Below are 12,056 nucleotides of genomic sequence, written 5' to 3'. Positions count from 1 at the left end.
CGGGGCGGTTAAGGAGTATCCTCAGAGATTGCCCTGGCGCGCATTGGCCGCCACGGGCTCAGTCTCAACAACAGCCAGGAAATACGCAAAACAATGGAATGGTTCCCGATCGTCTTCTTTACGTTCAAAGCGCTCGTGCTCGGCACAGGCATGTTCTTCGCCATCAAATGGCACTACGACCAGGGCAAGAAAGAAAAAGGCATGGACCGGCGCACGCTCGTGATCGGCGTGGCCAAGGTCGTCCTTATCTTCGTGGTCCTGCTCGCGGTGCTGGGCTACCTGACGCTGTTACTGGTCCGCAAGCTCGGGCTGGACTGGACCATTCCCTGATGGCGGGCGGGCTCGTCTCAAGGCGTTGTACGGAAGCGCTTGGTGATGCCGGCCCAACACTGCTGATAATCCCCCTGCAACTGCGGTGACGCCAGCGCCTGCTCGGTGGGCACCAGCACATTGCGCGTCTCGAACATGAACGCCATCGTGTCGCCCACCTTGTGCGGCTGGCGTGTATCCGCGCTGCTGGCCTTGTCGAACGTTGCCGCATCCGGGCCATGCCCGCTCATGCAGTTGTGCACGCTTGAACCGCCCGGCACGAAGCCGTCCGCCTTGGCATCATAGGCACCATGGATCAAGCCCATGAACTCGCTGGCCACGTTGCGGTGGAACCAGGGCGGCCGGAACGTGTCCTCGGCCACCAGCCAGCGCGGCGGGAAGATCACGAAGTCGAGCGTATCGACGCCCGGCGTGTCCGACGGCGCCTGCAGGACGAGGAAGATCGACGGGTCCGGGTGGTCGTAGCTGATCGAACCGATGGCGTTGAAATGGCGCAGATCATATTTATAGGGCGCGTAATTGCCGTGCCACGCCACCACGTCCAGCGGCGAGTGGTCGATCGGTGCGCGCCAGAGCCGCCCGCCAAACTTGGTGACCAGCTCGAAATCGCCTTCGATATCTTCATACTGCGCAATCGGCGTCAGAAAGTCACGCGGGTTGGCCAGGCCATTCGAGCCGATCGGGCCCATGTCGGGCAATTGCAGCAGCGCGCCGAAGTTCTCGCACAGGTAGCCGCGCGCCTCGCCATCGGGCAGCGTCACCTGGAAGCGCACCCCGCGTGGGATCACGGCGATTTCCTGCGGCTCGACGTCGAGCACACCCAGTTCGGTGGCGATGCGCAGGTGCCCCAGTTGCGGCACGATCAGCAGTTCGGCGTCGGCATTGTAGAAGTAGCGGCCGTCCATCGATCGGTTGGCCGCGTACAGGTGCACGGCGCAGCCCGTCATCGCCTCGGCCGAGCCATTGCCCGCCATGGTCACCCAGCCGTCGACGAAATCGGTCGGGGTTGTCGGCATCGGTAGCGGACTCCAGCGCAACTGATTCGGCGGCGCGGCATTGTCGAAACGGCTGACCAGGCGCGGCGCATCCAGCGGCACGAAGCTGCCATGCACGGCGGCCGGGCGGATCCGGTACAGCCACGAGCGCCGGTTATGGCTGCGCGGGGCGGTGAACGCGGTGCCGGAAATTTGCTCGGCATACAGTCCGTAGGCCACTTGCTGCGGCGAATTGCGGTGCTGCGGCAGGGCGCCGGGCAGCGCTTCGGTGGCGAATTCGTTGCCGAAGCCGGACAGGTAACCGGACGGGTGGGTCATGCTGTGTCTCCTGGAACAGGTGTAGGCGTGCAATTGCTGGTCGATGGCGCCACTCTAGAATAATCCGCCCAGTTTTACGAGATGAATAGAAAAATGTAGACTATTGATTCCATGAATACTGCTGGCCTCCACCACCACCGCGCATGGACAATGCGCCGGCAACCTTGAAAACCCATGATCGAACCGCGCACCATCGACTTGAACCTGCTGTCCGTGTTCCAGGAAGTCTATCGGGAGCGCCAGATTTCCAGTGCCGCCCGCCGCCTCGGCCTGAGCCAGTCGGCGGTGAGCAATGCGCTGGCGCGGCTGCGGCGCGCTTTCGGTGACGAGCTGTTCGTGCGCACGGCCAGCGGCATGCAGCCCACGCCGCTGGCGACGCAGATGGCCGAACCGATCGGGGCGGCGATGGCGCAGGTGGCACTGGCGCTGAACCAGCGCAGCCGGTTCGAACCGGGCACGAGCAGCCGCCGCTTCGTACTGGCGATGACCGATGTCGGCGAGGTGTACTTCATGCCGACGCTGATCGAGCGCTGCCGGCAGCTGGCGCCGCACGTGGAACTTAGTTCGGTGCGTGTGGGCGCGGCGACGCTGAAAGAAGAAATGGAAGGCGGGCGGGTCGACCTGGCGGTGGGCCCGTTCGAGGATGTGTCCGATGCGCTGTACCAGCGGCACCTGTTTCGCCAGCCGTTTGTCACGATGTTCCGCAAGGGCCATCCACTGGGCAAGGGCGAACTGACGCTGGCGCGCTTCGCCGCGGCCGAGCATTTGCTGGTGGATGCGGCCGACAGCCCGTATGACCGGGTCAACGCGGTGCTGGCTAGGTCCGGGATTGCGCCGGCCACGCGCTTTCGGGTGCCGCATTTCACGGCGGTGCCGTACATCGTCAGTTCGAGCGACCTGGTGGTGACGGTGCCGCAAAAACTGGCCGAACGGGCCGGCCTGCCGTTCGCGCTCGAATGGGCAACGCCGCCACTGGACTTGCCGCCGCTGCAAACGAATATTTTTTGGCACCGCCGCTTCAACCAGGATCCGGGCAATGTGTGGTTGCGTGGTTTGCTGGCCGACGTGTTCGCGGAATGACCGTCAACGTAGGACGAATAAAAGGAAGAGACAATGGCAGACCTGTTTGACAATCCCATGGGCCTGATGGGCTTCGAGTTCGTCGAGTTCGCTTCGCCAACCCCGGGCGTGCTCGAACCCGTGTTCGAGGCGCTCGGCTTTACCAAGGTGGCCGTGCACCGCTCGAAGGATGTCGCGCTGTATCGCCAGGGTGGCATCAACTTCATCATCAACAACGAGCCGAAAAGCTACGCCGCCTACTTCGCGGCCGAGCACGGCCCGTCGGCCTGCGGCATGGCGTTTCGTGTGCGCGATGCGCACAAGGCCTATGCCAGAGCGCTGGAACTGGGCGCCCAGGCGGTCGAGATTCCGACCGGCCCGATGGAGCTGCGCCTGCCGGCGATCCGCGGCATCGGCGGCGCGCCGCTGTACCTGATCGACCGCTTCGACGAGGGCGACACGATCGGCAAATCGATCTATGACATCGACTTCCGCTTCATCGAAGGTGTGCCGCGCAATCCTGAAGGCCACGGCCTGAAGATCATCGACCACCTGACGCATAATGTGTACCGCGGCCGCATGTCGTACTGGGCCGGCTTCTACGAGAAATTGTTCAACTTCCGCGAAATCCGCTACTTCGACATCAAGGGTGAGTACACCGGCCTGACCTCGAAGGCGATGACGGCGCCGGACGGCATGATCCGCATTCCGCTGAATGAAGAAGGCAAGGCGGGCGGCGGCCAGATCGAAGAATTCCTGATGCAGTTCAACGGCGAAGGCATTCAGCACATCGCGCTGCTGAGCGACGACCTGATCGCCACGGTCGACAGCCTGCGCGCAGCCGGCGTGCCTTTGATGACGGCGCCGCCCGAGACGTATTACGAAATGCTCGACGAGCGCATCCCGGGCCATGGCGAAGATGCCGAACAGCTCAAGATGCGCGGCCTGCTGCTCGACGGCACGGTCACGGACGGCAAGGCGCGCCTGCTGGTGCAGATCTTCGGCGTGGCGCAACTGGGCCCGGTGTTCTTCGAATTCATCCAGCGCAAGGGTGACGACGGCTTCGGCGAAGGCAACTTCAAGGCGCTGTTCGAGTCGATCGAGCGTGACCAGGTCAAGCGTGGTGCCATCGGCGCCGCCAGCGAGGCAACCACCGCCGCTTGATCCGTAATTTGCTATCCTGCGTGTTTGCGGCGGCCTCTGGCCGCCGTCTTGCGTAAAGGAGAAAGCATGCTGGCGGCGTTTGCGGTGTTGTTGTTATTTCAGTGCCTGGGGGAGGGCGTCGTGTTCGTGCTGCGCCTGCCGTTGCCCGGCCCCGTCGCCGGCATGCTGCTGCTCGTGGCTGCCCTGATCGTCTTCCCCAAATTGCACGTGCTGGTCGAACAGGCCGCGAACGCGCTGCTGGCGCATCTGTCGCTGCTGTTCGTGCCGGCCGGCGTGGGCATCGTGGTAGCTGCCGCCAGCGGCAGTGGCCACTGGCTGGCGATCGTTGCCTCCGTTGTCGTCAGCACGCTGCTGGCGCTGGCCGTCACGGGTCTGCTGCTACGCGGCATGAAAGGTGAACCAGCGAAAGATCGCGATGCCTGATTTCGCTGAGCTGCACCAATTCTGGGTCTACCTGGCGGCCTCGCCCTTGCTGGGCCTGACCATGACGCTGTGCGCCTATCTGGCCGCGCAGCGGATCGGCGCCTGGTGCAAAGGCGCGCCGATCGCCAACCCCGTCGCCATCGCGATTGCCATCGTGGTGGGCATCCTGAGCCTGTCCGGCATGTCGTACGAGCGTTATTTTGCCGGCGCGCAGTTCGTCCACTTCCTGCTAGGCCCGGCGACGGTGGCGCTGGCCGTGCCGCTGGTGCGCCAGCTGCCGCGCCTGCGCCAGCACTGGCTGCCGCTCACGGCGGCGCTGCTCGCTGGCTGCATAACGGCCATCATCTCGGTGGTCGTCGTTGCGCAATGGCTGGGCGCCACGCCCGCGCTGATCGCGACGCTCGCACCAAAGTCGGTCACGTCGCCAATTGCGATGGCAGTGGCCCAGCGGCTGGGCGGCCTGCCTTCTTTGACCGCTGCGCTGGTGATTGGCACGGGCATCTTTGGCGCCATATTCTCGACCTGGCTGTTTCACCTGCTGCGCGTACGCTCGGACGCGGCGCGCGGGTTTGCCATGGGGCTGGCCGCGCACGGGATCGGCACGGCGCGTGCGTTCCAGCTCAGCCCCGAGATGGGTGCATTTGCCGGGCTGGCGATGGGGCTGAATGGCGCGTTGACGGCGCTGCTTGCTCCCTGGCTGGTACCGCTCGTGACGCGCTGGTTGGGGTAGGAGCCTGCGCTGCGCCGCACAATCGGCGCACCGATTACGCTGACGCTTTGATGATTTTTCGGAGCAGATCGTGACCGACCACAAAACAATCAGTCTGGCCATCCAGGGCGGTGGCAGCTACGGCGCCTATGGGTGGGGTGTGCTCGACCGCCTGCTGCAGGAGCCGGGCTTGCAGATCGATGCGCTGAGCGGCTCGAGCGCCGGCGCGATCAATGCCGTCGTCGTTGCAGACGGCTATGCCCGCGGCGGTGGCCGTGAAGGTGCGCGCAAGGCACTCGACAAGTTCTGGCGCGCGATCGGCACGGCCGCAGCGATGAGCCCATTGCAGCGCACGCCGCTCGATCGCATGGCGCCGCACTTCACGATGGCGTTTTCGCCGGTGTACCACTTGCTGGAAATGGCCGGGGCCATGGCCGGCCCGACGCTCGAAGGCCCGCTGACGCTCAATCCGCTGCGCCATTTTCTCGCTGCGACGATCGACTTCGAACGGGTGCGCGCCTGCGAGGAGCTGCAGTTGTTCATTGCTGCGACCAATGTGCGCACCGGCACGGGCAAGCTGTTCCGGCGTGACGAGATGGATGTCCAGCGCCTGCTGGCATCGGCCTGCCTGCCGACCGTATTCGCCGCGGTCGAGGTCGACGGCGAGATGTACTGGGATGGCAGTTATGTCGCCAATCCACCGCTGGCACCGCTGATGGCGCATGGCGACGGAACGGATGTGGTGATCATCCAGAACAATCCCATCGCGCGCCCTGATATGCCACGCACGATGGCCGACATCGCGAACCGCGCGAACGAGATCGCGTTCAATATCAGTTTCGTTCGTGAAGTCAGTGCGTTGCAATTCCTGGGAAGCGCCACGGATGAAATGCGCGGCGCCGGTGCGACACCTGCCGCCAAGTTCCTGCATCTGATCAGCGGCAACGAGCATCTGGCCGCGCATGGCATTTCCGCCAAATTCAGTGCCGAGATGCCGTTCCTGCAGCACTTGCACGATCTTGGCGTGGCCTCGGCCGATACCTGGCTGAAGGAAAATGGCGTGCATCTCGGTGCGAAATCGACCCTTGATCCGATGCCCGTGTTTTATCCCGACCTGTAAGACGCAAAAAAAACACCGTCGCCGTTGCCGGGGACGGTGCTCGAGAGCGCTGTTGCGCTACATGGGCGACGCGTTATGCGTCTGCCGATGTGTCTTTCCAGGTCTTTTTCGGCGTCAGCGCAAAGGCGGCAATCAGGGCGCCAACCACACCGACGGCCAACGCCGCGCTGCTGCCCGAGAAGCCGACCAGGTGTTCCTTGGCCAGCTTGCCGGCCTTTGGCCCGACGAGCTGCAGACGCCGACGCGTCATCGCGGCGCCCAGTTCCGACAGGCGCGCCTTGCCCAGGATGTTCTCGGCATCGGGCAGCAGACGGGTTTCTTCATCGGCCACGTGATGGATCACGTCGCGCATCAGTTCCATCACCAGATCGTCGTGGCGCGGATCGGCGCCGCTGGTGCGACGCAGCTGGGCGATCAGGCGGCGCATATCGTCATGTTCCGGTTCAGCTTCGTGGATGAACGGCTGCTTCCCATCTTCGCGCCGCATCACGGGATAGAAAATCTCTTCTTCCAGCGTTGCATGGATTTCCAGTGCATCGCAAATGGTGTCGGCCAAGGCCTTCTTGACTGTCGAGCTCTTGTCGCTGGAGTATTGATGGAAGGTCACCATGACGTGCGAGTGATCGAAGCGGATCATGTCGGTGATGGTTGGGCTCAGTTGTTTCAGGTTAAACATGGTGGTACCCCCGTTCGTGGTTGTTTGATCAACATCGTGAGGGAGTCCTTGTCAAATGGCTGTAGTCCTGTACGCCGAGGTCGTGTCAGTGCCGTTCCAGATCAGCCAATACGACGCGACAATTTTTCCAGCCTTCTATTCATGTTGAATTGAAATAACTACTTGTCACATTAGTCCTACACGAACTCGGGATTACCCCTGACGAGCCACCAACAGTTGTCATGCCATCATGTGTTCACTGGCCTGCCGTTCTGGCACTGGCCCGTCCTGGATGGTCACGCACCACGCGTGCCGAAAGGATGAACAACCTTATCGAGGACACTATCCATGTTTGCTCACAATAAGCGTTTGCAGTACACCGTCCGCGTCAGCGGCCCCAATCCCGGCCTGGCGAACCTGATGCTCGAACAGTTTGGCGGCCCGCAGGGCGAGCTCGCCGCCGCGATGCGCTACTTCACCCAGGCGGTTGCCGAGGACGATCCAGGCCGCAAGGACCTGCTGTTCGATATTGCCACCGAAGAACTCAGCCACCTCGAAGTCATCGGCAACATCGTTGCGATGCTCAACAAGGGCGCCAAAGGCCGTCTGGCAGAGGGCGTCGATATGGAAGCCGATGCCTATCGCCGCATCACCGGCGCCGGCAATGACAGCCACATCACGCAAGTGCTGTATGGCGCGGGCGTGCCGCTGACCAATTCGGCTGGTGTGCCGTGGACGGCAGCCTATATCGACTCGATCTCCGAACCGACTGCCGATTTGCGCTCGAACATCGCCGCCGAAGCGCGCGCCAAGATCGTCTACGAGCGCCTGATTGCGCTGACCGATGACCCGGGCGTGAAAGAAGCCCTGGGCTTTTTGATGACGCGCGAAGTGGCGCACATGAAGTCATTCGAGAAAGCCCTGTATTCGATGGAGCCGAACTTCCCACCCGGCAAAATGCCAGTGGTGCCAGCGTTTGCCAGCGTCTACTACAATATGTCGCAGGGCGAGGGTGAGGTGCGCGGTGCATGGAACCAGGGTGCCGACTGGGACTTTATCAGCGACCGTGACAAGCAGATGGCCGTCGATGGCGGTGCAGGCGATGCCGAAGTGGCACTGCCAACCGAGGATATTGACGTGCTGGAAATGATGGCGGCGCGTACGCTGTCGGACCCGATGGCCACGCCCCGCACCGGTTCCGAACTGGGCATGATGCAATCTGCATCCGGTGGTACGATAGGTGGCAGTAGCGGAAATGCAATGGGCGAACCCACCGTGGCGTCGCGTGGCGGACCGCTCGACGACACAGGTGTTGCCAAGAAAAAGAAGGCCAGCGTCAAAAAGACGACGTAAGCGAAACGACGTGATCAACACGACGTAAGCAAAACGCACTGCATCTGCCCACGCCGCCTGCCACATGATCTGTGGCAGGCGGCATTCAGTTATCAGGAAGCCGCATGGATAGTCAAGTCGAGAAAGCCCCACCACACCGCGGCATGCCGAGCTGGCTCACCACACGTCGCGTCATCATTGCTGGTATCTGCACCGTTGTCCTGTTTGTCCTGATCGGCAGCATGATCGAGCAGTTCATGAATGCCAACCCGAAGATGCTGGCCGCCTTGCTGGGCGGCAGTGCGGCGGCAGCAGCCACCGCGCTTGGCACGTTGCCCGTCTTGTTTGCACAGAATTTTTCTCGTCGTACCTACGACTCATTTCTCGGTTTCGGCGCCGGTGTCATGCTGGGCGCCACCGCATTTTCGCTCGTCATTCCGGCATTAAATGCAGCCTCATCGGCCGGGGCGGGCAGCTGGGAATCCAGCCTGATGGTGGGCGCAGGCATCCTGGCCGGCGCCGGCGCGATTCTCCTGATGAGCCGCGCAGTCCATACCGATGGCATCCTTTCTACCGATCCCGACCAGATATCGCTGCGGCGCGCGTGGCTGTTCGTGTGGGCCGTTGCGCTGCATAACCTGCCGGAAGGCCTGGCCATTGGCGTCGCTTTTGCCGGCATCGACCTGGAAAAAGCCACGTCGCTGGCCACCGGGGTGTCGATCCAGGATGTACCGGAAGGCCTGGTCGTTGCGCTGGCACTGCACTCTGTCGGTTACAGCCGCCTGGCGGCGGTCGGCATGGGGATCGTGTCGGGCCTGATCGAGCCGATTGCTGCCGTGTTTGGCGTTGCGCTCATCGGCATCGCGGCTGGCCTGCTGCCGTATGCCTTGGCCGCCGCTGCCGGCGCCATGCTGCTCGTCATCGTCAACGATGTGATTCCCGAATCGCGCCAGTCCGGCAACGGTACGCAGGCCAGCATCGCGCTGGTCATCGGGTTCATCGTGATGACGGTGCTCGATACGGCGCTGGCCTGACCGGCCCGACTGGTTACATCACCAGCATCGCGTCGCGTTGCGCGCCCGCGGACGCTCCGCCGGGCGCGCGGGTGAAGCAATTGGCTGGTACCAGCGGCCGGTCCACGTAGTAGCCCTGGATTTCATCGCAGCCGAAGCGCTTCAGTTCACAGAGCTGCTCGAGATTTTCCACACCTTCGGCCACCACCTTCAGGTTCAGGCTGTGCGCCAGGTTGATGACGGCGCGGGTAATCGCCGCGTCGTCGCTGTCGTGCGGCAGGTCACGCACGAAGGTGCGGTCGATCTTGAGCGCATCGAGCGGGAAACGCTTCAGGTATGCCAGGCTCGAATAGCCGGTGCCGAAATCATCGATCGACAAGCGAATGCCCAGTGCCTTGATGCGTCCCAGAATCGCCACCGCAGCGTCCGGGTTCATCATCAGCATCGACTCGGTCAGCTCGAACTCCAGCAGCGCAGGTGCGATGCCTGCGGCGTTCACGATGCGCTCGATCGTTGCGGCCAGGTCATCCTGCTCGAGCTGGCGCGCGGACAGGTTGATCGCCACCGGCACGATCGGGAATCCATCGGCACGCCAGGCGCCGAGCTGGCGACAGACTTCCGCCACCACCCATTCGCCGACTGCGATGATGAGACCCGTGTCTTCGAGGATGCCGATGAACTCGAGCGGTGGCACGAGGCCGCGCTGCGGGTGATTCCAGCGCAGCAGCGCCTCGAAACCGCTGGTCTTGCCCGTGTCCAGGTCGAGCTTGGGCTGATAGTGCAGCAGGAATTCGCGCCGTTCCAGCGCCTGGTGCAGCTCGGCTTCAAGCTTGATGCGCTGGGTAGTAGCGTCGTGCATGGCGGCGCTGAAGAACTGGAAATTGCCACGGCCATTGTGCTTGGCAGCATACATGGCGGTGTCGGCGCTTTTCAGCAGGGCCTCCGCATTCACGCCATCTTCCGGATAACGGGCAACGCCGATGCTGGCCGAGACAAACAATTGTTGGCCCTGTAGCAGGAAGGGCGCTGCCAGCGCGTCGATGATCGTGGTGCACAGCATGCCGATGTCGCCATCTTCCACGACGTCGGGGAGGATCAGGGCGAATTCATCGCCGCCTAGCCGCGCGACCAGATCGCCGGGGCGCGCGCAGGCCTGCAGGCGCTTGGTGGCAAGCACCAGAAGCTGGTCGCCAACGCCATGCCCCAGCATGTCGTTGACCTTCTTGAAATGGTCGAGATCGATGAACATGACGCCGGCGCGGCGTGTCTGGGTCGCTGCCGCCGCAATGGCCAGGTCGAGCGACTCGGACAGGTAGCGCCGGTTGGGCAGGTCGGTCAATGCATCGTACTGGGCCAGATAGGTCAGGCGCTGCTGCGCTGTGTGGCGCTCGATCGTGGTCGCCAGGATGTGCGCGATGCTGCGCAGGAAGTTGCGATCGTCCGGGCCGAACTGGCGGGCCTCGTCGGAGAATACGCCCAGCACACCAAACGGGCTTTCCGTGCAAATCACGCAGGCATCGACGCTGCTGCGCACCTGGTAGGCTGCGCCGACGGTCGCGAACAGGGGGCGCAGCAGGTCGGCTGGCTCTTGCTGCGGCATTGGCCCCAGCGGGCAGTCGAGCGCGAAACCGGTGGCCGAGGCCAGAGCGCCGGTGCCCGCCTGGATCACCAGTGAACGGCCGATCGGCGCCGGTTCCAGCGAAAATAGCGCCGCGGTCGGTGCATCGAGCCCGCCCGCCGCGGCCTGGACCTCTTCCTGGAACACGTGACGCAGGTCGGTGGCGGTCAGGGCCACGCGACCCAGCTCCGCGATCAGGTTTTCGCGCCGGGCCGTGGCCAGGATCGTGCGCTCGAAGGCCTTGCGCTCGGTGATGTCGATATCGATGCAGATATAGCGTTCGACGCCGCCGGCATCGAACATCGGCACGATCGTGCGGTGCCATTGCAGCGTGCGGTCGCGCCCGGCAATCGTGACATCGCCCTGCCAGACTGCCGGCGCAGGCGCCCATGCCGGCGCCGCGTCCGGGATTGTCAGGTTCGCCAGCGGCTGGCCCACGACCTCGTCACGCGACAGGCCGCTGTTGGCGATGAACTGGTCGTTGACGACGGCGATGCGGCCGTCGACGTCGATCTCGGACACGATCGCGGCCTGGTCCATCGCGCTCTTGTGCTGGACGAGTGAATTCATCAGGAGCTCGATGCGCTCGCCGTACTGCACGCGCAGGCTGGCGGTGCCCCGGTTCACGGCCAGGATCGCTTCCTGGATCTCGAGCGGCGCATCGTCGTGCAGCGGCGCCTCGGCCGTGACCAGGCCCGACGCGACGTCATGTTCGAAGGCGCGCAGGCCACCGAGTCGTTCCAGCCAGCGGCGCAGCAGCACGCGCATCAGGAGCAGGCTGGCCGACGCCAGCACCAGGGCCACCGCCGCCGTTTCGATGATGAGCTGCCAGAGCTGCGCTGCCAGTTTGGTCACGTCGAATGACAGGCGCATGACGCCGTAATCCTTGCCGCCGACCGTGATGACCCGGTTGACATCGTAGAACCGCTCGACGATCAGCGCCGTGAACCAGTCTGGTGGCGCTGCGTGCTGGCTGTCCTGGGCTTCCAGGCTGATCGCCCCGCCGCCCACTTCGAGGAACTGGGCGCGCTTGAACGGCGACTTGACGAGCATCTTGCCCAGCGTGCGCTTGACCGTGTCGTAATCGCCGATGACAACGCTCTCTTCGATCGGCTGGATCACCGCCTCGACCAGCATCAGCGCATTGTCCTGCGTCTCTTCGATATGCTGCAGGTACTGATAGCGGTAGAACATGCCCAGGCCAGCCATCAAGAGGAGCAGCACCGTGGCTGCGAACACGCCGAATACGCGGCCCATCAGGGAGCGCGGCAGGAAGACGCGCTTGAGCAGGCGCAGCGGGGCAAATGTCATGGCGAAGCG

The 12,056-nt window shown here is 63.6% G+C and carries 11 protein-coding genes; 8 read left to right on the top strand and 3 right to left on the bottom strand.

Translation table 11 applies throughout. The annotated features are described in order from the left end of the window. Nucleotides 1–93 precede the first annotated feature (93 nt). On the top strand, nt 94–330 hold the full coding sequence (locus AC56LY_RS08670) for a hypothetical protein (RefSeq protein ID WP_499578377.1): 237 nt from the start codon (nt 94–96) through the stop codon (nt 328–330). A gap of 17 nt (nt 331–347) precedes the next feature. Here the strand turns inward: AC56LY_RS08670 and hmgA are convergent, their stop codons facing one another. Next, nucleotides 348–1,643, bottom strand: a complete 1,296-nt coding sequence (gene hmgA, locus AC56LY_RS08665) for a homogentisate 1,2-dioxygenase (RefSeq protein ID WP_499578375.1) — start codon at nt 1,641–1,643, stop codon at nt 348–350. Nucleotides 1,644–1,817: 174 nt separating this feature from the next. Here hmgA and AC56LY_RS08660 point away from each other — a divergent pair, with 174 nt between their 5' ends. The 5 genes from AC56LY_RS08660 to AC56LY_RS08640 all read left to right on the top strand — a co-directional run bounded on the left by AC56LY_RS08660 (nt 1,818) and on the right by AC56LY_RS08640 (nt 6,118). Continuing rightward, the gene (locus tag AC56LY_RS08660) at nt 1,818–2,723 is read left to right on the top strand and encodes a LysR family transcriptional regulator (protein ID WP_499578373.1); all 906 of its coding nucleotides are present in this window, start codon (nt 1,818–1,820) and stop codon (nt 2,721–2,723) included. A 33-nt stretch (nt 2,724–2,756) separates the two neighbouring features. Continuing rightward, on the top strand, nt 2,757–3,866 hold the full coding sequence (gene hppD / locus AC56LY_RS08655) for a 4-hydroxyphenylpyruvate dioxygenase (protein ID WP_499578371.1): 1,110 nt from the start codon (nt 2,757–2,759) through the stop codon (nt 3,864–3,866). 66 nt (nt 3,867–3,932) lie between these two features. Then, nucleotides 3,933–4,289, top strand: coding sequence for a CidA/LrgA family protein (locus AC56LY_RS08650; RefSeq protein WP_499578370.1), 357 nt, complete (start codon nt 3,933–3,935; stop codon nt 4,287–4,289). Next, nucleotides 4,282–5,019, top strand: a complete 738-nt coding sequence (locus AC56LY_RS08645) for an LrgB family protein (RefSeq protein WP_499578369.1) — start codon at nt 4,282–4,284, stop codon at nt 5,017–5,019. The genes AC56LY_RS08650 and AC56LY_RS08645 overlap by 8 nt, the downstream gene beginning before the upstream one ends. Before the next feature lie 70 nt (nt 5,020–5,089). Then, a complete protein-coding gene (locus AC56LY_RS08640) occupies nt 5,090–6,118 on the top strand; it encodes a patatin-like phospholipase family protein (protein ID WP_499578368.1) in 1,029 nt (342 codons plus the stop codon). Between the two features lie 73 nt (nt 6,119–6,191). On the opposite strand, the gene AC56LY_RS08635 is transcribed toward AC56LY_RS08640, so the two are convergent. Beyond that, nucleotides 6,192–6,794, bottom strand: coding sequence for a hemerythrin domain-containing protein (locus AC56LY_RS08635; RefSeq protein ID WP_499578367.1), 603 nt, complete (start codon nt 6,792–6,794; stop codon nt 6,192–6,194). Nucleotides 6,795–7,121: 327 nt separating this feature from the next. Between AC56LY_RS08635 and AC56LY_RS08630 the strand changes: the two genes are divergently transcribed. Further along, nucleotides 7,122–8,126, top strand: a complete 1,005-nt coding sequence (locus tag AC56LY_RS08630; protein ID WP_499578366.1) for a manganese catalase family protein — start codon at nt 7,122–7,124, stop codon at nt 8,124–8,126. 104 nt (nt 8,127–8,230) lie between these two features. Next, nucleotides 8,231–9,139, top strand: a complete 909-nt coding sequence (locus AC56LY_RS08625; RefSeq protein WP_499578364.1) for a ZIP family metal transporter — start codon at nt 8,231–8,233, stop codon at nt 9,137–9,139. A 13-nt stretch (nt 9,140–9,152) separates the two neighbouring features. On the opposite strand, the gene AC56LY_RS08620 is transcribed toward AC56LY_RS08625, so the two are convergent. Continuing rightward, the gene (locus tag AC56LY_RS08620; protein ID WP_499578362.1) at nt 9,153–12,047 is read right to left on the bottom strand and encodes a putative bifunctional diguanylate cyclase/phosphodiesterase; all 2,895 of its coding nucleotides are present in this window, start codon (nt 12,045–12,047) and stop codon (nt 9,153–9,155) included. Nucleotides 12,048–12,056: the final 9 nt, after the last annotated feature.

The sequence above is a fragment of the Telluria sp. ZT3P25 genome (assembly GCF_059685895.1).
The sequence above is the reverse complement of the archived record's forward strand: the minus strand, read 5'-3'. Positions and strand labels throughout refer to the sequence as shown.

Bases quoted from the DNA above. Each gene is read 5' to 3' on its own strand.
- hppD (WP_499578371.1), top strand. From the start codon at position 2,757: ATGGCAGACCTGTTTGACAATCCCATGGGCCTGATGGGCTTCGAGTTC.
- AC56LY_RS08645 (WP_499578369.1), top strand. From the start codon at position 4,282: ATGCCTGATTTCGCTGAGCTGCACCAATTCTGGGTCTACCTGGCGGCC.
- AC56LY_RS08670 (WP_499578377.1), top strand. From the start codon at position 94: ATGGAATGGTTCCCGATCGTCTTCTTTACGTTCAAAGCGCTCGTGCTC.
- AC56LY_RS08660 (WP_499578373.1), top strand. From the start codon at position 1,818: ATGATCGAACCGCGCACCATCGACTTGAACCTGCTGTCCGTGTTCCAG.
- hmgA (WP_499578375.1), bottom strand. From the start codon at position 1,643: ATGACCCACCCGTCCGGTTACCTGTCCGGCTTCGGCAACGAATTCGCC.
- AC56LY_RS08635 (WP_499578367.1), bottom strand. From the start codon at position 6,794: ATGTTTAACCTGAAACAACTGAGCCCAACCATCACCGACATGATCCGC.
- AC56LY_RS08630 (WP_499578366.1), top strand. From the start codon at position 7,122: ATGTTTGCTCACAATAAGCGTTTGCAGTACACCGTCCGCGTCAGCGGC.
- AC56LY_RS08620 (WP_499578362.1), bottom strand. From the start codon at position 12,047: ATGACATTTGCCCCGCTGCGCCTGCTCAAGCGCGTCTTCCTGCCGCGC.
- AC56LY_RS08650 (WP_499578370.1), top strand. From the start codon at position 3,933: ATGCTGGCGGCGTTTGCGGTGTTGTTGTTATTTCAGTGCCTGGGGGAG.
- AC56LY_RS08625 (WP_499578364.1), top strand. From the start codon at position 8,231: ATGGATAGTCAAGTCGAGAAAGCCCCACCACACCGCGGCATGCCGAGC.